Below are 19050 nucleotides of genomic sequence, written 5' to 3'. Positions count from 1 at the left end.
CTAGGACACGGCGGCTTCCGGGGCCTCCGGCTCCATCGGCGCCTGCAAAGGCTGGTCGGTCACCGGGAGCGCCCCCAGATCATCGCGGGCATTGGCCGCCGCCAGCAGGGCGTAGACCAGCGCGGCGATGCCGGCCGGCCACAGCAGGGTCGCCGCCACCTGCAGCGGGCCATGGGAAAAGAACACCGGCGGCGCCTCGATGACGTAGGCCACCGACGGGCGTCCCGACAGCGGCACCGAGTCGAAGTTCAGTGCGCCGTAGCTCAGCCGGACCAGCGCCGCCCCGATCGCCGAGGCGACGGCGGCGGCGGTCACCATGCCGATGGACAGCCCGGCGACCATCGCCGGCCCGCGGCGCCCGCGCCATTGCCATGCCAGCACCGGCGCCACCACCGCCAGCACGGTCAGCAGGCCCAACATCAGGCATGGCGCGTCGAAGAAGTGCCCGGATTCGCTGCCCAGATAGTCATGGACCCGCTCGCCGGCGCGAGTGATTGCCACCACCGCGTGGATCGGCGGGGCGATCCACGCCCACAGCCCGCCGATCACCACGCCGGTCGCCACGCTCAGCGCAGCCATGACGATCGCGCGCCGCCGTGACGCGCGGGGGACGCCGGCGGGCGCCGAGGTCTCGGGTCCGGCATGCTCGGTCACCGCTGTGCCTCCAGGTCGACCGAGTCGACCTGTCCGTGCCGCGAGCACCGCGCGCGCCAGCCGTCGGGACGGACCTGGACCACCATCCGGCGTCCGCACGCCGCACAGAACCGGGGAGGCTCGAGGCCCAATCGGGCCGCCGTCGGCACTGTGGTGCCTCCCAATTCCCCGGTGTAGACGTTGTAGACGCCGGCGCCGAGCGCAGCGCCTAAATCCCGAACCACGGTTTCCAGTTTCTTACAGGCTGGCGTTGAGCGCCTTGATCGGCATCTGCAGATCGTCGAGCAGTTCCAGATCCGCTTCGGCCGGGCGGCCGAGCGTGGTCAGGTAGTTCCCGACGATGACGGCGTTGATGCCGCCCAGGATGCCCTGCTTGGCGCCCAGGTCGCCGAGGGTGATCTCGCGGCCCCCGGCAAAACGCAACATGGTGCGCGGCAACGCCAGGCGGAAGGCGGCCACCGACTTCAGCGCCTCGGCGACCGGCAGCACGTCCAGGTCGCCGAACGGGGTGCCCGGCCGGGGGTTGAGGAAGTTCAACGGCACCTCATCGGGACCGAGCTCGGCCAGTTCGGCGGCGAATTCCGCGCGCTGCTCGAGGGTCTCGCCCATGCCGAGGATGCCGCCGCAGCACACCTCCATGCCGGCGTCGCGCACCATCGACAGCGTCTGCCAGCGCTCCTCCCAGGTGTGGGTGGTCACGACGTTGGTAAAGAACGAGCGAGCCGTCTCCAGGTTGTGGTTGTAGCGATGCACCCCCATCGCCGAGAGCCGCTCCACCTGCTCGGCCGTCAGCATCCCCAGCGAGCAGGCGATGTTGATCTCGACCTCGTTGCGGATCGCCTCGATGCCGGCGGCGACCTGGGCCATCAGCCGGTCGTCGGGGCCGCGCACCGCGGCCACGATGCAGAATTCGGTGGCGCCTGACTTGGCGGTCTGCTTGGCCGCCTCGACCAGGCTGGGGATGTCCAGTCGAGCGCTGCGCACCGGCGACGCGAAAAGCCCCGACTGCGAGCAGAAGTGACAATCCTCCGGGCATCCGCCGGTTTTCAGGCTGATGATGCCCTCGACCTCGACCTCGGGGCCGCACCAGCGCATCCGCACCTCGTGGGCAAGCGCCAGCAGCTCGTCGAGCCGGTCGTCGGGCAGCTGCAGCACCTGCAGCACCTGTTCGAAGCCCAGTCCCTCGCCGCGCTGAAGCACCTGTTCGCGCGCGGTGGCCAGGATGTCGAAGCCGTCCTGGTCGATGTCGGCCGTTGGCCTGGTTGGCGCCTCAGTCAACAGGTACTCCCTCGTGTCAAAATGCCCGCCCCGGGAGAATCTACCGAACCGCTTCGCGCGCGTACGTAACGCCAGTGCGGAAATCGGCCGGCGAAATCGCCGTGAGGTTACGCTCACGGACCCTCCGGAGCTCACCCGATCGGGTGCTCGACCCGCCTGTCGCCGTCCCAGCGGCGCAAACCGGCAAACCGGCCGTCGATGCGTGACGGCCGGGCAGCGATGCGCAGCGCCCGCCCGAGCTGGTTGCCACCGACCCGGCGGGCCAGCGTGACGTGCGCGGTCCACTGACCGGGCAGGCTGTTGGGCATCGGCCCCGCCACCAGGTGCGGCAGGCATACCCGGTGCACCTCGGCGTGCAGGCTCAACAACTCGCTCGTCGGCACCACGAGCCGCGCGAACACGACGTTCGCCCTGCCGAACAACACCGGCGCACCGATCGCGCAGGGCGGCGGCAGCCATCGGCTGAGCGGGCTCAGCAGCTCGTCGACGTCGGCGGCGATGCTCTCGGCGACGGTTAGCGTCACGTGCGGCCGGCTGGCCGGGGCCTGGCTGGGGATTCCGGCGGCGGCCAGCATCTCCCAGATGTGGCGGATCGTTGCCTCGGTATCGGGGTCGAAGACCAGCTCGATCGAGTGGACCATCAGCGGACCAACGCGGTGACCCAGGCGCGGTCGAACGCCCCGGCGCTTAGGGCGGCGAAGTCGGTGGGGCCCATCGATCCGGCGCCGGCGGGCAGCGCGGCCCGCACCGGCGCGAGGCGGACCAGCGCCGATCGATTGGAGGTCTCGACCAACCCGGGCCGTGCCGGCCAGCTCCCGATTACCAACCCGGAACACGAAATATGTTGTGCGGCAAGTGCTTCCAGCGTTAGCGCGGTGTGGTTGAGGGTGCCCAGTTCCGCGGTGACCACGACCAGCGCCGGGGCGCCGAGCTCGACGGCGAGGTCACGCAGCGTGAAACCCGCGTCGGCGAGTTCGACCAGCAGCCCGCCGGCGCCTTCGACGAGGATCAATCTGCGGGGGCGATCCAGTCCGCGGACGAGGTGCAGCAGCCGGTCGGCGGTGGGCAGCGCCGTCCCGGCCCGCTCGGCCGCGGCGGCCGGCGCCAGTGGCTGCGGATAGCGGGCCAGCCCGGCGAGCTCGGTCACCCCGGACAACCTGCCCACCTCGGCGAGGTCGTCGTCGCCGCAGTCGGTGCCGGTCTGAACCGGCTTGCACACCGCCACGTCGATGCCGGCCTGACGGGCGTGGCACGCCAGCGCCGCGGTGACGACCGTCTTGCCGACCCCGGTGCCGGTACCGGTAACGACCAGGACGGTCAACGGCGCGCCAGGACGTCCGTCAGCACGCGGCGCGCGATCTCGAGTTCGGCGGCGTCCAGCGACGCCCGCGCGGTCAACCGCAACCGCGACGTCCCGGCGGGCACGGTCGGGGGCCGGAAGCAGCCCACCTTGACGCCGGCGTCCAGGCAGGCGGTCGCGGCGGCCAGCGCCGCCTCCGGGTCGCCCAGGATCACCGACACCACGGCCGACTGCGGCTTTTCGGCGACCTCGCAGGCCCCGGCCAGGAAGCGGGCGTGCGCCAGCACGGCCTCCGGCCGCCACGTTTCGGCCCGCAGCACGTTCAGCGCGGACCGCGCGGCGCCCACCGCCGCCGGCGCCAGGCCGGTGTCGAAGATGAACGGCCGGGCCGCGTCGATCAGGTGAGCGCGCACCGCCGCCGGCCCGAGAACCGCACCGCCCTGGCTGCCCAGCGCCTTGGACAACGTCGTGGTCATCACCACGTCGGGCGCTCCCGCCAGCCCGAGCTCGTGCAGCAACCCGCGCCCGCCGCCGCGCACGCCCAGACCGTGGGCCTCGTCGACGATGAGCAGCGCGCCGTGGCGGCGGCACACCTCGTGCAACTCGCGCACGGGGGCCAGCGTGCCGTCGGCGCTGAACACCGAGTCGGTGATGACGACGGCGCGCTCCTCGTCGCGCGATCCCAGGGCCGCGTCCACGGCGCCGGCGTCGCGGTGCGGCGTCACCACCACCCGGGCCCGCGACAGCCGGCAGGCGTCCACCAGGGACGCGTGCGAATGGGCGTCGGACACCAGCAGGGAACCGGGACCCGAGAGGCCGACGACGGCGCCCAGGTTGGCCGTGTATCCCGAGGAGAACAGCAACCCCGAGGCGGCGCCGACGAACTCGGCGAGCTCGGACTCGAACTGCTGGTGCAGCTCGGTGTCGCCGGTGACCAGGCGCGAACCGGTGGCCCCGGCACCCCACATCCGCAGCGCCGCGACGCCACCCTCGATCACGTCGGGATGCTGCGACAGGCCGAGGTAGTCGTTGGACGCCAGATCCAGCTCGGTGGCGACGGCGGGGCGCGGGCGCAGCGAGCGACGCAGCCCGGCCTCGCGGCGGTGCCTCTCCACGGCCTCCAGCCAGGCCAGCGGGGAAGTCTCGATCGGTGCTCTCATCGAGGCTCAGCCTACGAGGCGTGCGACCTCGACCATCGCCGAGGTGATCTGGGATATTTCGGCGGGCCCGCAGATGAACGGCGGCATCGCGTAGACCAGGTTGCGGAACGGGCGCAGCCAGACGCCCCGGTCCAGGGCCGCGGGGGTGGCGACGGCCAGGTCGACGGGCCGGTCACATTCGATGACGCCGATGGCGCCGCAGACCCGGACGTCGGTCACGCCGGGCAGCACCCGGGCGGGTTCCAGCCCGGCGGCCAGGCCGGCGGCTATCTCGGCGACCCGGGAGCGCCAGTCCTGTCCGAGCAGCACCTCGACGCTGGCCACCGAGACCGCGCAGGCCAGCGGATTGGCCATGAACGTGGGCCCATGCATCAGGGCACCGGCCTCGCCGGAGCTGATGGTGTGGGCGATGTCGGTGGTACACAAGGTGGCGGCCAGGCTGAGGTATCCGCCGGTCAGCGCCTTGCCGACGCACATGATGTCCGGGCTCACTCCCGCGTGGTCGGCGGCGAACAGCTCGCCGGTGCGCCCGAAGCCGGTCGCGATCTCGTCGAAGATCAGCAGCACGTCGTGCCGGCTGCAGAGGTCGCGCAGGTCAACCAGGTAGCGGGGGTCGTGGAAGCGCATCCCGCCGGCGCCCTGCACGACGGGCTCGACGACCACGGCCGCCAGTTCGGCGGCGTGGCGCTCCAGTTGCTTTTCGAACGCCGCGCTGTAGGCCGGGTCGTAGTCCCGTGGCACCTGCGGCGCGAACACCTGCCGGGCCAAGATGTCCGTCCACAGCGAGTGCATGCCGCCGTCGGGGTCGCAGATGCTCATCGGCGTGAAGGTGTCGCCGTGGTAGCCGCCCCGCCAGGTCATCAGCCGTCGCTTGCCGGGCCGGCCGCGGCTGCGCCAGTACTGCAACGCCATCTTGACCGCGACTTCCACCGACACCGACCCGGAGTCGCTGAAGAAAACGGTGTCCAGGCCGGCTGGGGTGATGTCCACCAGCAGCTGCGCCAACCGCGCCGCCGGTTCGTGGGTCAGCCCGCCGAACATGACGTGGTTCATCGTGCTCAGCTGGGCGGAAAGGGCGGCGTCCAGCTCGGGGTGGCCGTGCCCGTGAATCGCGGTCCACCAGGAGCTCATCGCGTCGAGCACCTCGGTCGGCCTGCCGTCTCTGACCAGCGTCAGCCGGGCGCCGTGGGCGCCGACGGCCACCAGCGGCGCTACCGATTCGTTGCCGATGGTGCTGTAGGGGTGCCACAGGTGCGCGGTGTCGATCGCGCTGGTCTGCTCGGGTGTCAACCCGGCCCTCGACGCACGCATAGAGATCGAGCGTAAAGCAGCCGGGTCGCGCAAACCGCAGGCATCGGGGAGCATCTAACGGCATGGCTTCGCCGCATCGGCCCGACGACACCGAGCAGTCCCGCCGCTTCGACCGGTCCGACCACGGGGCACCACGGGTGCTTCGTCTGCGGATAGCCGCCTGGGACGTCATCGCCACCCTCACGCTCTTGGTGTTGCTCGTCGTCCTCGCCACCGCGACGACGTGGCCGGCGCGGCTCTTCGGCTTCCTCGCGAACGTGTGCGAGGGGGAAACGTGCGGACCAGTGCCCTACGGGATCGATCTGTACATCCACCCGGTGGTGTGGGGTGGTATCGGTGCGGCGATCGCCGCGGCCGGGATCGGCCCGTTCGTTTCGCTCTTGAAAGGCTGGTACATGTCCTTCTGGCCGGTCTTGTCGCTCACCATCATCATGGTCGCCTCCGTGGCCGGCTCCATGCTGACCACATTCAGCGAACGTTACTGGCTCTGACGGCGCGGCCACGGTCATTCAGCAAACGGTGCGACCGGATGCTGGCCTGAGGCCGAAATCACAACTGCGCATACGGGATTGGGCCGGCCAGTCACCGTGTGGTCACGGTACGGCAAAAAATCCCTCGCCCGGCCCACCAGCTATTTCCCACCGGAAATAGCTGGTGTAGAAGTGTCTGTAGTGACTGGTGTGAATTCAGCCGGCGGGCCGACTGGTTCACGTTCCAAGCGCCATGCAGCGACGCTGGGCCCCGACGGGGAGGCCTCGCGCCAGATGCAATAGCGGCCGACGCGCGAAGTCACCGCGACGGAGGCCCAAAACCCAAGAAAGTGGAGTCCCAATGAAACGCTTCTACGCCTTCGCGATCGGTCTCGCGATGCTGGTTGCGCCGCTGGTCACCGCCGGCATCGCGACGGCCGACCCGGCCCCCAGGCCGATGGACTACCAGCAGGCCACCGACGTCGTCGTCATGCGCGGTCTTTCACAGCGCGGCGTGCCGTTCTCGTGGGCCGGCGGCGGCATCAATGGCCCCACTCGCGGCAAGGGCCCGGGTATCACGACCGTCGGATTCGACGCCTCGGGCCTGATGCAGTACGCGTACGCCGGCGCCGGGATCAAGCTGCCGCGTTCCTCCGGCGAGATGTACAGGGTCGGCCAGAAGGTGCTGCCGCAGCAAGCACGCCGGGGCGACCTGATCTTCTACGGTCCCGAGGGGACGCAAAGCGTCGCGATGTACCTGGGTAACGGGCAGATGCTGGAGGTCGGCGACGTCGTCCAGGTTTCGCCGGTCCGCGCCAACGGCTTGACCCCCTACCTGGTTCGGGTTCTCGGGACGCAGCAGACACCATTGCAACAGACGCCGTTACAGCAAGCACCCACACAACAAACACCGCTACAACAAGCACCCACACAGCAGGCACCGCTACAACAAGCACCCCTACAGCAAGCACCCACGCAACAAACACCGCTACAACAGGCACCGGTGCAACAAGCACCAATGCAGCAGCTGCCGTTGCTGCGGCCGCCGACGCAGCAGGCGCCGTTGCAGCAGGCCCCCGTCGGCATCACGCGGTAGCCCGACTCGCCTCCTTCGAACGTCCCGAAGACCCGCCACTTGCTCCCCCGCCGACGGCGCTGACGCTCAGCGGGTCCGCTGAGCAGGCTCGCCGGGACCCGTGTGCGCAGGAGCGGGCGGCGGTTTTCGGTAAATTGGCGGTCGATCATGCAGAGCCTGTCACCGCCTCGTCCACCGGTTGCCCCTGCGGAACCGGTCGCTAAAGGGACTCGTTCGACGGGCTTTTATCGTCATGATCTCGACGGCTTGCGCGGCATCGCGATCGCGCTGGTCGCCATGTTTCACGTCTGGTTCGGGCGGGTTTCCGGCGGCGTGGACGTGTTCCTGGCGCTGTCGGGCTTCTTCTTTGGCGGAAAGATCCTGCGCGCCGCGCTTAACCCCGCCGTTTCGCTGTCGCCGGCGGCCGAGGTGGTCCGGCTGGTCCGCCGTCTCGTTCCCGCGCTGGTCGTGGTGCTGGCCGGGTGTGCCGTGCTGACCATCCTGGTGCAACCACAAACCCGGTGGGAGACGTTCGCCGACCAGAGTCTGGCCAGCCTGGGCTACTACCAGAACTGGGAGCTGGCCAACACCGTGTCGGACTACCTGCGCGCGGGCGAAGCCGTCAGCCCGTTGCAGCACATCTGGTCCATGTCGGTGCAGGGCCAGTTCTACGTCGGCTTCCTGCTGCTGGTCGCCGGCTGCGCCTACGCGTTCCGGCGCCGCTTGAGTACTCACCTGCGCACGATGTTCATGGTGCTGCTGAGCGCGCTGACGGTGGCGTCGTTCGTCTACGCGATCGTCGCCCATCAGGCCGACCAGGCGAGCGCCTATTACGACAGCTTCGCCCGGGCATGGGAGTTGCTGCTGGGCGCGCTCGTCGGCGCGTTGGTGCCCCACATCCGCTGGCCGATGTGGCTGCGCACCGCCGTCGCCACGGTCGCGCTAGCGGCAATCGTGTCGTGCGGGGCCCTGATCGACGGGGTCAAGGAATTCCCCGGCCCGTGGGCGCTGGTGCCCGTCGGGGCCACCATGGCGATGATCCTTGCCGCGGCAAACCTACAGGGCAATCCCGGCACCGGTGACCGGATGCCGCTGCCGAATCGACTGCTGGCGGCCGGGCCGCTGGTGGCGCTGGGGGCGATGGCCTACTCGCTCTATCTGTGGCACTGGCCGCTGCTCATCTTCTGGCTGTCCTACACCGGCCACCGGCACGCCAACTTTGTCGAAGGCACGGCGGTGCTGCTGGTATCCGGGGTGCTGGCCTACCTGACCACCCGGCTCGTCGAGGACCCGCTGCGTTACCGGACACCCGCCGGCGCCGCATCCGCGAAGCCGGTCCGGACCATCCCGTCAGTCCCCTCGGTCCCCTTAGTCCCCTGGTGGCTGCGCCTGCGCAGGCCGACGATGGCGCTGGGATCGATTGTGGTGCTGCTCGGCGTCACGCTGACCGCAACCTCGTTCACCTGGCGCCAGCACGTCACGGTGTTGCGCGCCGCGGGCAAGGAGCTCAGCGTGCTCAACCCGCAGGACTACCCCGGCGCGCGCGCCCTGACCGAACACGTGCGGGTGCCGGCGCTGCCGATGCGGCCCACCGTCCTGGAGGTCAAGGACGACCTGCCGGCCTCGACCCGCGACGGCTGCATCAGCGACTTCGTCAACCCGGCGGTCGTCAACTGCACCTACGGCGACGTGGCGGCCACCCGCAGCATCGCCCTGGCCGGCGGATCGCACGCGGAGCACTGGCTGCCCGCGCTGGACCTGCTCGGCCATCTGCACCACTTCAAAGTGGTGACGTACCTCAAGATGGGCTGCCCGTTGTCCACCGAGGAAGTGCCGCTGATCATGGGCAACAACGCCCCGTATCCGCAGTGCCGCGAGTGGGTGCAGCGGACGATGACCAAGCTGGTCGCCGACCGTCCCGACTACGTGTTCACCACATCGACTCGGCCGTGGAACATCAAACCCGGCGACGTGATGCCGGCGACCTACATCGGGATCTGGCAAATGTTGTCGGACAACAACATTCCCGTCCTCGCCATGCGGGACACCCCATGGTTGGTCAAAAACGGTAAACCGTTCGACCCCGCGGACTGTCTGGCCAAGGGCGGCAACGCGCAGTCGTGCGGGGTCAAGCGGTCCGACGTGCTGGCCGACCACAATCCCACCCTCGATTTCGCCGCGCAGTTCCCGTTGCTCAAGCCGCTCGACATGTCCGACGCGATCTGCCGCCCCGACTTCTGCCGCGCGGCCGAAGGAAACGTGTTGATCTACCACGGCGCTCATCACCTGTCCCCCACCTACGTGCGGACCATGGCCAATGAGCTGGGCCGCCAAATGGCGGCCAGCACCGGTTGGTGGTGACGCTCGCGCGCGCCTACGGCGCGGATAAGGTCAAGTGATGCCGACCAACCAGCCAGCGGTGGAAGCAACGGGCGCTGCCACACACGACGCCGGCAAGCCGCAACCCAGGCTGGCCACCGTGTGGCCGGGGAATCCCTATCCGCTCGGCGCTTCCTACGACGGTGCGGGCACCAACTTCTCGCTGTTCTCCGAAATCGCCCAGAAGGTCGAGCTGTGTCTGATCGACGACGGCACCGAGTCGCGGATTCCCTTCGAAGAGGTTGACGGCTACGTCTGGCATGCCTATCTGCCGAACATCACCCCGGGCCAGCGCTACGGGTTTCGCGTCTATGGGCCGTTCGATCCGGCGGCCGGCCACCGGTGCGATCCGAGCAAGCTGCTGCTGGATCCGTACGGGAAGGCGTTCCATGGCGATTTCGACTTCACCCAGGCGCTGTATTCCTACGACCTGAACGCGGTCGACCCCAACGGTGACGGGGCCGACGCCGGGACTCCGCCGATGGTGGACTCGCTGGGCCACACCATGACCAGCGTGGTGAGCAACCCGTTCTTCGACTGGGGGTCCGACCGGGCACCGCTCACCCCGTATCACGAGACGGTCATCTACGAGGCCCACGTCAAGGGCATGACGCAGACCCATCCCGGCGTCCCCGAGGAGCTTCGGGGCACCTATGCCGGGCTGGCCCACCCGGTGATCATCGATCACCTCAAGTCGTTGTGCGTCACCGCCATCGAGCTGATGCCGGTTCACCAGTTCATGCACGACTCGCGGCTGCTGGACCTGGGATTGCGAAACTACTGGGGCTACAACACCTTTGGCTTCTTCGCCCCGCACAACCAGTACGCAGCCAACCGCAAGGCCAGCGTCGCCGAGTTCAAGTCCATGGTGCGCAGCTTTCACGAGGCCGGCATCGAGGTCATCCTCGACGTGGTCTACAACCACACCGCCGAAGGCAACCACCTCGGCCCGACGATCAACTTCCGCGGCATCGACAACGCCGCCTACTACCGGCTCGTCGACACCGATCTGCGGTTGTACAAGGACTACACGGGCACCGGCAACAGCCTCAACGCCCGTCACCCGCACGTGCTGCAGCTGATCATGGACTCGCTGCGCTATTGGGTGACCGAGATGCACGTCGACGGGTTCCGCTTCGACCTGGCCGCGACGCTGGCCCGCGAGCTGCACGACGTCGACCGGCTGAGCGCGTTTTTCGATCTGGTGCAGCAGGACCCGGTGGTCAGCCAGGTCAAGCTGATCGCCGAGCCGTGGGACGTCGGCGAGGGCGGCTATCAGGTCGGAAATTTCCCGGGTTTGTGGACGGAGTGGAACGGGAAGTACCGCGATACCGTGCGTGACTATTGGCGGGGGGAACCCGCGACCCTGGGCGAGTTCGCGTCCCGGCTGACCGGGTCGTCGGACCTGTATGAGGCGACGGGCCGGCGCCCGAGCGCCAGCATCAACTTCGTCACCGCGCACGACGGATTCACGCTCAACGACCTGGTGTCCTACAACGAAAAACACAACGAAGACAACGGCGAAGACAACCGGGACGGGGAAAGCCACAACCGGTCGTGGAACTGCGGCGTCGAGGGTCCCACCGACGACCCCGACGTCGTGGCGCTGCGCCGCCGCCAGATGCGCAATTTCTGGGCCACCCTGATGCTCAGCCAGGGCACGCCGATGATCGCGCACGGTGACGAGATCGGGCGCACCCAGAACGGCAACAACAACGTCTACTGCCAGGACTCCGAATTGTCCTGGATGGACTGGTCATTGGTCGACAAGAATTCGGACCTGCTGGCCTTCGCGCGCAAGGTGGCCGCCTTGCGCAAGAACCATCCCGCGTTTCGCCGGCGCCGGTTCTTCGACGGTGAGCCAATCCGAACCGGCGACGAGGTGCGCGACATCGCCTGGTTGACGCCGGGCGGCCGGGAGATGACACACGAGGATTGGGGCAAGAGCTTTCACAAGTGTGTGGCGGTGTTCCTCAACGGCGACGCGATCACCGCGCCGAACGCCCGCGGTGAGCGGGTGGTCGACGACTCATTCCTGTTGTGCTTCAACGCCGACGAGCAATCGGTCGATTTCGTGATGCCGCACGGCGACTATGCCCAGGAGTGGACCGTCGAGCTGGACACCACCGACCCGGTGGGCGAGACCGACCGGGTCGTCAACGCCGAAGAAACGATTTCGCTGCCCTCGCGTTCGCTGCTGGTGCTGCGTAAAACCTTGTGACGCATGGCCTTACCAGTCCTGTCCACCTATCGGTTGCAGTTGCGCAGCGAGTCCAGCGGGTTCGCGTTCACCTTCGCCGACGCCGAAAACCTGCTGGACTACCTCGATGACCTCGGCGTGACGCATCTGTACCTCTCGCCGGTCATGACCGCGGCTTCCGGGTCCAATCATGGATATGACGTCACCGATCCGACGACGGTCTCGCCGGAGCTGGGCGGTCCCGACGGCCTGGCACGGTTGTCGGCGGCGGCCCGCGCGCGGGGCATGGGCCTGGTCGTCGACATCGTGCCCAACCACGTCGGCGTCGCCACGCCGGGGCAGAACGCGTGGTGGTGGGACGTGCTGCGGAACGGCCCGGCTTCGCCGTATGCGGCATATTTCGACATCGACTGGGACCTCGACGCGGACGGCCGAATCGTGCTGCCGGTGTTGGGTTCTGACGACGACGTGGCCGGCCTGAAAGTCGACGGCGAGCTGCTGCGGTTGGGCGATCTGGCGCTGCCCATCGCTTCGGGCACCGGCGAGGGCACCGGCCCGGAGGTACACGATCGCCAGCACTACCGGCTGGTGGGCTGGCGCAACGGGGCCTGCGGTTATCGCCGCTTCTTCTCGATCACCTCCCTGGCGGGACTGCGACAGGAAGACCGCGCGGTGTTCGACGCCAGCCACGCCGTCCTCGCCCGCTGGTTTCGCGAGGGACTCGTGGACGGCATCCGCATCGACCACCCCGACGGATTGTCCGACCCCTGCGGCTATTTGGCCCGGCTGCGCGAATTGCTCGGCCCGGACGCCTGGATCGTCATCGAAAAGATCCTGGCCGTCGACGAGGCGCTGGAACCCACGCTGCCGGTGGCCGGCACCACCGGCTACGACGTGCTCCGGGAAGTGGGCGGCGTCTTTGTCGACCCGGCCGGCGAACAAGCCCTGACCGCGCTCGTCGAGTCCTCGGGAGTCGATTATCAGGCGATGCCGGCAATGGTGGCGGACCTCAAGGTCCGCGCGGCCACCGACACCTTGGGCAGCGAGCTGGCCAGGCTGCGGCGCGCCGCCGCGGCCGCGGCGGGCGCCGATCACCCGCTGCTGCCCGAGGCGATAGCGGCGCTGCTCACCCACATCGACGTCTACCGCTGCGACTACCCCGGCCTGGCCGCGATGCTGCCCAGCGCGCTGGCCGAAACCCAGTCGGCCGCACCGGAGTTGGGGCCCGCGCTGGAGGTGCTTGCCGCGGCGCTGGCCCGCGGCGGCGAGCCGGCGATCCGGCTGCAGCAGCTCTGCGGCGCGGTGACCGCCAAGGCGGTCGAGGACTGCCTGTTCTACCGCGACGCGCGGCTGGTGTCGCTCAACGAGGTGGGCGGCGCACCGCACCGGTTCGGTGTCGGCCTCGCGGAGTTTCATCACCGCGCCGCCACCCGCGCCCGGTTGTGGCCGCGGACGATGACGACGCTGACCACCCACGACACCAAGCGCGGCGAGGACGTGCGGGCCCGGATCGGCGTGCTGTCCCAGGTGCCGTCGCTGTGGACCGAGTTCCTCGCCCGCTGGGAAATCCGGGCCCCCTCCCCCGACCCCGCGACCGGGCGGTTTCTGTGGCAGAACATCTTCGGCGTGTGGCCGGTGGGCGGTCAGGTCACCGGCGAGCTGCGCGACCGGCTGCACGGCTACGCCGAAAAGGCCGTCCGCGAGGCGGCGTGGCACACCTCGTGGAATGACCCGGACGCCGCGTTCGAGGACGCGGTGCACCGTTGGCTCGATGCCGTCCTCGACGGACCGGTCGCCGGCCAGCTGACCGAGCTTGTCGCCCAACTCAATCCGCACGCCGCCAGCGACGCGCTGGGCCAGAAGCTGCTCGCGCTGACCGTGCCCGGCATACCCGACGTCTACCAGGGCAGCGAGCTGTGGGACGACAGCCTGGTGGACCCCGACAACCGCCGTCCGGTCGACTATGCCGCCCGCCGCGCCGCCCTGAAAGAGTTGCGGCACCCCAAGGTTCGCGTCGTCACCACCGCACTTCGGCTGCGGCGCTCCCATCCGGACAGCTTCCTGCGCGGGGGCTACGTGCCGGTGCTCGCCAGCGGCGAGGCCAACGAGCATGTCGTGGCGTTCCGCCGGGGCGAGGACATCGTGGTCGCGGTGACCCGCTGGACCGTGCGGCTATCCGAAACGGGCTGGGGTAACACCGTGGTGCCGCTACCCGGGGGCTCCTGGACCGACGCGCTGTCCGGCGCGATGGCGAGCAGGCCGACGTCGGCCGCCGAATTGTTCGCCGACCTGCCCGTGGTGCTGCTGGAGCGCCAGCATGACTGAATTCCGGGTCTGGGCGCCCACACCCGCGCAGGTGCGGCTCTACCTAGACGGCACAGACGACCGGGTGCACGCGATGACGCGGTCCGGCGACGGCTGGTGGCACGCGGACGTCGATGCGGCGCCGAACGCCCGATACGGATACCTGCTCGACGACGACCCCGCCGTGCTGCCCGACCCCCGCTCGCCGCGCCAGCCCGAGGGGGTGCACGCCCGCTCGCAGCTATGGGACGCGGCCGGCGCGGCCTGGACCGACAACGCTTGGCGGGGCCGGTCGGTCGAGGGTTCGGTGATCTACGAGCTGCACGTCGGCACCTTCACCGACGCCGGCACGTTCGACTCGGCCATCGAAAAGCTGGATTATTTGGTCGATCTCGGCATCGACTTCGTCGAGCTGATGCCGGTCAACTCGTTCGCCGGCACACATGGCTGGGGCTACGACGGCGTGCTCTGGTACAGCGTGCACGAGCCCTACGGCGGCCCCGACGGCCTGGTCCGGTTCGTCGACGCCTGCCACGCGCGCGGCCTGGGGGTGCTGATCGACGCGGTGTTCAACCACCTCGGCCCGTCGGGCAACTACCTGCCGCGGTTCGGCCCCTACCTGTCGTCGGCGAGCAACCCGTGGGGCGAGGGCATCAACATCGCCGGCGCCGACTCCGACGAGGTGCGGCGCTACATCATCGGCTGCGCGCTGCGCTGGATGCGCGACTTCCACGCCGACGGCCTGCGCCTGGACGCCGTGCACGCGCTGGTGGATACCACGGCCATCCACATCCTGGAGGAGCTCGCCGCCGAAACCGACTGGTTGTCAATGCAGTTGGGTCGACCCCTGTCGCTGGTCGCCGAGAGCGACCTCAACGATCCCCGGTTGATCACCCCGCGCGATCGGGGCGGCTACGGCATGACCGCGCAGTGGGCCGACGACATCCATCACGCCATCCACACCGCGGTGTCCGGCGAGCGGCAGGGCTACTACGCCGATTTCGGATCCCTGGCCACACTGGCGGAGACGCTGCGGCGCGGCTACTTCCACGCCGGCACCTATTCGTCGTTCCGGCACCGCCGCCACGGGCGGCCACTGGACACGTCCAGCATTCCGGCCACCAGGCTGGTCGCCTATACCTGCACGCATGATCAGGTCGGCAACCGGGCCCTCGGGGATCGCCCGTCGCAGAACCTGACCGTCGGCCAGCTGGCGGTCAAGGCCGCCCTCGCGCTCGGATCACCCTACACCACAATGCTTTTCATGGGCGAGGAATGGGGCGCGTCGACCCCGTTCCAGTTCTTCAGCTCGCACCCCGAGCCGGAGCTGGCGCGGGCCACCGCGGAGGGGCGCAGGGCCGAATTCGCCGAGCACGGCTGGGACGCCTCAAAGAAAGGGGACATCCCCGACCCGCAGGACCCGCGCACCTTCCGGCGCTCGAAACTGGATTGGGACGAGATCGACTCCGGCGAACACGCCCGCCTGCGCCGGCTGTACCGAGATCTGATCGCCCTGCGGCGCACCGAGCCCGACCTGGCCGACCGTTGGCTGGAGCACCTCACCGTCGACTACGACGAGACGCAGCACTGGATCACCCTGTGCCGCGGCCAGTTACGCATTGCGTGCAACCTGGGCGCCGAGCCGGTGCGGGTGCCCGTCACCGGCGACGTGGTGCTGGCATGGGGCGAGCCGACCGTGGCCGCCCACGGCACCGTGCTGGAGGGCCATTCGTTCGCGATCCTGCGCCAGGTGTGCGGGTAGCGTGGTGCCGCATGGCCCGGAAGTTGCGGATCCCGCCCGATCTCATCGGCGGCGACGTCGATGAGGGGTACGGCAAGGTCGCCGACGCGTTCCGTCGCAACCTGAGCAGCGGCCAGGAGATCGGCGCCGCGATCGCGGTCTATCGGGACGGCCGAAAGGTCGTCGATCTGTGGGGCGGCTACCGCAACGGAATCACCCAAACCCCGTGGGAGCACGACACCCTCGTCAACGTGTTCTCGACCACCAAAGGCGTTGCTTCCCTTACCGTTGCGGTGGCCGCCGCCCAGGGCCACCTCTCGTATAACGCCAAGGTAGCCGACTACTGGCCGGAGTTCGCGCAGCGCGGAAAACAAGCGATCACCGTGCGACAACTGCTGGCACATCAAGCCGGACTGGTCGCCGTCGACCCACCGCTCACGCTGCAGGAATTGGCCGACCCACCGAAGATGTCGGCGAAGCTCGCGGCGCAAGTGCCGGCCTGGACGCCCGGAACACGACACGGCTACCACGGAATCACGCTCGGCTGGTACGAAGGCGAGCTGATCCGCAGGGTCGACCCCGCGGGGCGTTCACTGGGCCAATTCTTCGCCCAGGAGATGGCCCGTCCCCTGGGCCTGGACTTCTATATCGGACTGCCGGCCTCGGTCGACCGCGATCGCGTCGCGCACTTACACGCCTGGTCGTTCCCGAAGCTCCTCCTGCACATGAACACGATGCCGCCGCGATTCGCGCTGGCGTTGTCCAACCCGCTCGGCCTGACCGCCCGCTCACTGATTTTCGCCAAGGGAATCAACAATCCCGACGCGTTCAATCGCGACGAGCTGCGTGTGGTCGAGATGCCCGCGGTCAACGGCACCGGCACCGCGCGATCGATCGCCAAGCTGTATGGCAGCGCCGCCACCGGCGATCCGGCGCTCGGCCTGAGCGCAACCATCCTCGACGCCCTGAAGATGCCCGCGCTGCCACCGACAAACGGGCTGCGCGACAAGGTGCTACACGTCGACACCACATTCTCGCTGGGCTTCAACAAACCCATTCCCGCGTGCATCTTCGGTTCGTCGGCGAATGCCTTCGGAACGCCGGGAGCGGGCGGCTCGTTCGGATTCGCCGACCCCGACACCGGCATCGGATACGGCTACGTGATGAACAAGTTGGGTTTTCACCTGGTGAGCGACCCGAGGGAACTCGCCCTCCGTAACGCTCTGTTTCACGAGGTCCTCGGGACCAGGCCACAAGCCTGAAACGGGCCCGGGCAATACTGCGCTATGGACGAGATCCGGTTCACGCGCGACGAACTGAAACGGTTCCACGGTAAGACCCTGCCGGACCTGATGTCCGACCATGTCCGACTACTGTTCGTGGGAATCAATCCCGGGTTGAGAACCGTTGCGGTGCAAGCTCATTTCGCCCCTCGCGGCAACCGGTTCTGGCCGGCGCTCTACCGCGCGGGCATCACCGATCGTCTGATCGACGCCTCGTCGGGGTTTGCGCCGGCCGACCGGGAATACCTGCTGGATCGCGGGATTGGCATCACGAACCTCGTCGAGAGGGCGACCGCGAACGCGGCCGAACTCACGGCGGACGAGCTCGTCAAGGGTGGGCAGAAACTGCACCGAACGATTCGGCGATTCTCGCCCCGGGTCGTCGCCGTCCTGGGGATCACCGCCTACCGCGAAGCCTTCGACGACCGTCGGGCGACGGCGGGCAGGCAGGTGTCGCCGTACCCGGCGACCGAGCTGTGGGTGGTCCCCAATCCGAGCGGCCGCAACGCCCACGCGTCGCTGCCCGGCCTCGCGGCCGCCTACGGCGAAGTCGCCCGCGCCGCGGGCATCCCTACACGCTAGAACGCCCGGTCCCGCGCACGGCGTCGGCGATGGCGTCGGCGAGGGGATCGATCTCGTCGGCACTCAAGTCGGCGACCGTGACACGCATTCCCGGCGCCGTGCGGATCCGGAACCGGGAGCCCGGCGCCGCGGCCCAGCCCGCGCCGATCAGCCGGGTGATCGCGACCGTCTCGTCGGGCACCGGAACCCACACGTTGAGCCCGGACCGGCCGTGGGCGGCAACGCCGCGCTTCCCCAGCGCGGCGCGTAACCCCGTGCGGTTGTTGGTGTATCGCCCCTCGGCCTCGACGACGCGGCGCGTGGCCGCCCCGTCCGACCACAAGCCGACCGCGAGGCCCTGCAGGAGGTGGCTCACCCAGCCCGGCCCGAGCCGCAGCCGCCCGCGCACGCGCTCGACGGTGCGGCGGTCCCCGGCGAGCACGGCGACGCGCAGGTCGGGACCGTAGGCCTTGGACGCCGACCGCACGAACGCCCAGTGGCCGGTCGCCCCGGCCAGCGCGTGCAGCGGCACACCCGCGATGCCCGCGCAGTGATCGTCCTCGACGAGCAGCACCTCGCGCCCAACCAGCAAGGCGCGCAGCGCTTCCGCGCGCTCCGCCGACAGCGCCGCACCGGTCGGGTTTTGCGCGCGATTGGTGATCACCACCGCCCGCACCCCGCGATCCAGCGCCCGAGCCAGGTCGGCGGCCAGCGGGCCGTCGTCGTCGACCCGCACCGGCTCGGCCGAAAGGCCAAGCGCGGCAAGGAGATCGAGCAGGTTCGCCCAGCCGGGGTCCTCGACGGCCACCCGGTCACTCGGACGCAGGTGGGCGGTGAGAACACGCTCGATGCCGTCCAGCGCACCGCTGGTGACGGCCAGGTGTTCGGCGGGAATGCCCTCCCCCGCCAGCGCGGAACGGGTGTGCTCGACCAGCTCGGGCGTCATCGCCGGCTCCCCGTACAGCAACGGGGTCGGGTGAGTGGGCACCAACCGCGCCCCGGCGATGGGCAACAGGGCCGGGTCCGGGTTGCCGGTCGACAGGTCGCGCACGCCCGCGGGGACGTCGAGGCCGAGCAGCGAGCGGGGGGTGGTCGCCGGGCGGTGCCGCACCCGGGTGCCCCGCCGCCCGCCGGTCTCGACGGCCCCGCGATCGCGCAGCAGGCGGTACGCCGCGGCCACGGTGTTGGCGTTCACGCGGAGCCGGCCGGCCAAGTCGCGGATCGGCGGCAGCGCGTCGCCGGGCGCCAGGGCGCCGCGGGAGATGGCCTCTTCGACGTTGGCGGCTATGGACTCGGCGCCCGTTCCCGCTATGCTGCTTTGTACTGGCATACAA

16 protein-coding genes are annotated in these 19050 nt (G+C 69.4%); 8 read left to right on the top strand and 8 right to left on the bottom strand.

Annotation, left to right across the window (positions count from 1 at the left end; translation table 11 throughout):
- The 7 genes from K3U93_RS10980 to K3U93_RS10950 all read right to left on the bottom strand — a co-directional run bounded on the left by K3U93_RS10980 (nt 1) and on the right by K3U93_RS10950 (nt 5703).
- On the bottom strand, nt 1-654 hold the full coding sequence (locus tag K3U93_RS10980; protein WP_083011233.1) for a DUF2567 domain-containing protein: 654 nt from the start codon (nt 652-654) through the stop codon (nt 1-3).
- A complete protein-coding gene (gene bsaP, locus K3U93_RS10975) occupies nt 651-878 on the bottom strand; it encodes a biotin synthase auxiliary protein BsaP (RefSeq protein ID WP_083011234.1) in 228 nt (75 codons plus the stop codon). Before bsaP ends, K3U93_RS10980 begins: the two co-directional genes overlap by 4 nt.
- A 13-nt stretch (nt 879-891) precedes the next feature.
- Nucleotides 892-1932, bottom strand: a complete 1041-nt coding sequence (gene bioB, locus K3U93_RS10970; protein WP_071509512.1) for a biotin synthase BioB — start codon at nt 1930-1932, stop codon at nt 892-894.
- A 131-nt stretch (nt 1933-2063) separates the two neighbouring features.
- Nucleotides 2064-2573, bottom strand: coding sequence for a 2'-5' RNA ligase family protein (locus tag K3U93_RS10965; protein ID WP_083011235.1), 510 nt, complete (start codon nt 2571-2573; stop codon nt 2064-2066).
- Nucleotides 2573-3253: a dethiobiotin synthase gene (gene bioD / locus K3U93_RS10960; RefSeq protein WP_071509514.1), complete on the bottom strand. Its 681-nt coding sequence runs from the start codon at nt 3251-3253 to the stop codon at nt 2573-2575. Before bioD ends, K3U93_RS10965 begins: the two co-directional genes overlap by 1 nt.
- Nucleotides 3250-4392, bottom strand: coding sequence for an 8-amino-7-oxononanoate synthase (locus K3U93_RS10955; protein ID WP_083011236.1), 1143 nt, complete (start codon nt 4390-4392; stop codon nt 3250-3252). Before K3U93_RS10955 ends, bioD begins: the two co-directional genes overlap by 4 nt.
- Nucleotides 4393-4398: 6 nt before the next feature.
- Entirely contained in the window at nt 4399-5703 is a 1305-nt protein-coding gene (locus K3U93_RS10950) for an adenosylmethionine--8-amino-7-oxononanoate transaminase (protein ID WP_083011237.1), read from the bottom strand.
- 62 nt (nt 5704-5765) lie between these two features.
- Here K3U93_RS10950 and K3U93_RS10945 point away from each other — a divergent pair, with 62 nt between their 5' ends.
- The 8 genes from K3U93_RS10945 to K3U93_RS10910 all read left to right on the top strand — a co-directional run bounded on the left by K3U93_RS10945 (nt 5766) and on the right by K3U93_RS10910 (nt 17737).
- Complete coding sequence (locus K3U93_RS10945) at nt 5766-6194, top strand: hypothetical protein (RefSeq protein WP_071509517.1); 429 nt, start codon at nt 5766-5768, stop codon at nt 6192-6194.
- Between the two features lie 340 nt (nt 6195-6534).
- Nucleotides 6535-7269 (top strand): NlpC/P60 family peptidoglycan-binding protein RipD, encoded by a 735-nt coding sequence (ripD, locus tag K3U93_RS10940; RefSeq protein ID WP_083011238.1) that lies wholly within the window; start codon nt 6535-6537, stop codon nt 7267-7269.
- A 147-nt stretch (nt 7270-7416) separates the two neighbouring features.
- Nucleotides 7417-9609: an acetyltransferase SucT gene (gene sucT / locus K3U93_RS10935; protein ID WP_083011239.1), complete on the top strand. Its 2193-nt coding sequence runs from the start codon at nt 7417-7419 to the stop codon at nt 9607-9609.
- 37 nt (nt 9610-9646) lie between these two features.
- Nucleotides 9647-11848, top strand: coding sequence for a glycogen debranching protein GlgX (gene glgX, locus K3U93_RS10930; RefSeq protein ID WP_083011240.1), 2202 nt, complete (start codon nt 9647-9649; stop codon nt 11846-11848).
- 3 nt (nt 11849-11851) lie between these two features.
- A complete protein-coding gene (gene treY / locus K3U93_RS10925) occupies nt 11852-14152 on the top strand; it encodes a malto-oligosyltrehalose synthase (protein WP_083011241.1) in 2301 nt (766 codons plus the stop codon).
- On the top strand, nt 14145-15893 hold the full coding sequence (gene treZ, locus K3U93_RS10920) for a malto-oligosyltrehalose trehalohydrolase (RefSeq protein WP_083011242.1): 1749 nt from the start codon (nt 14145-14147) through the stop codon (nt 15891-15893). The genes treY and treZ overlap by 8 nt, the downstream gene beginning before the upstream one ends.
- 11 nt (nt 15894-15904) lie before the next feature.
- Nucleotides 15905-17134, top strand: coding sequence for a serine hydrolase domain-containing protein (locus K3U93_RS10915; RefSeq protein ID WP_083011256.1), 1230 nt, complete (start codon nt 15905-15907; stop codon nt 17132-17134).
- A 33-nt stretch (nt 17135-17167) separates the two neighbouring features.
- Nucleotides 17168-17737: a mismatch-specific DNA-glycosylase gene (locus tag K3U93_RS10910; protein WP_083011257.1), complete on the top strand. Its 570-nt coding sequence runs from the start codon at nt 17168-17170 to the stop codon at nt 17735-17737.
- Here the strand turns inward: K3U93_RS10910 and K3U93_RS10905 are convergent.
- Entirely contained in the window at nt 17727-19046 is a 1320-nt protein-coding gene (locus K3U93_RS10905; protein ID WP_083011243.1) for an aminotransferase class I/II-fold pyridoxal phosphate-dependent enzyme, read from the bottom strand. The genes K3U93_RS10910 and K3U93_RS10905 overlap by 11 nt on opposite strands.
- Nucleotides 19047-19050 lie beyond the last annotated feature (4 nt).

This window comes from Mycobacterium malmoense (genome assembly GCF_019645855.1).
Taxonomy (GTDB): domain Bacteria; phylum Actinomycetota; class Actinomycetes; order Mycobacteriales; family Mycobacteriaceae; genus Mycobacterium; species Mycobacterium malmoense.
The sequence above is the reverse complement of the archived record's forward strand: the minus strand, read 5'-3'. Positions and strand labels throughout refer to the sequence as shown.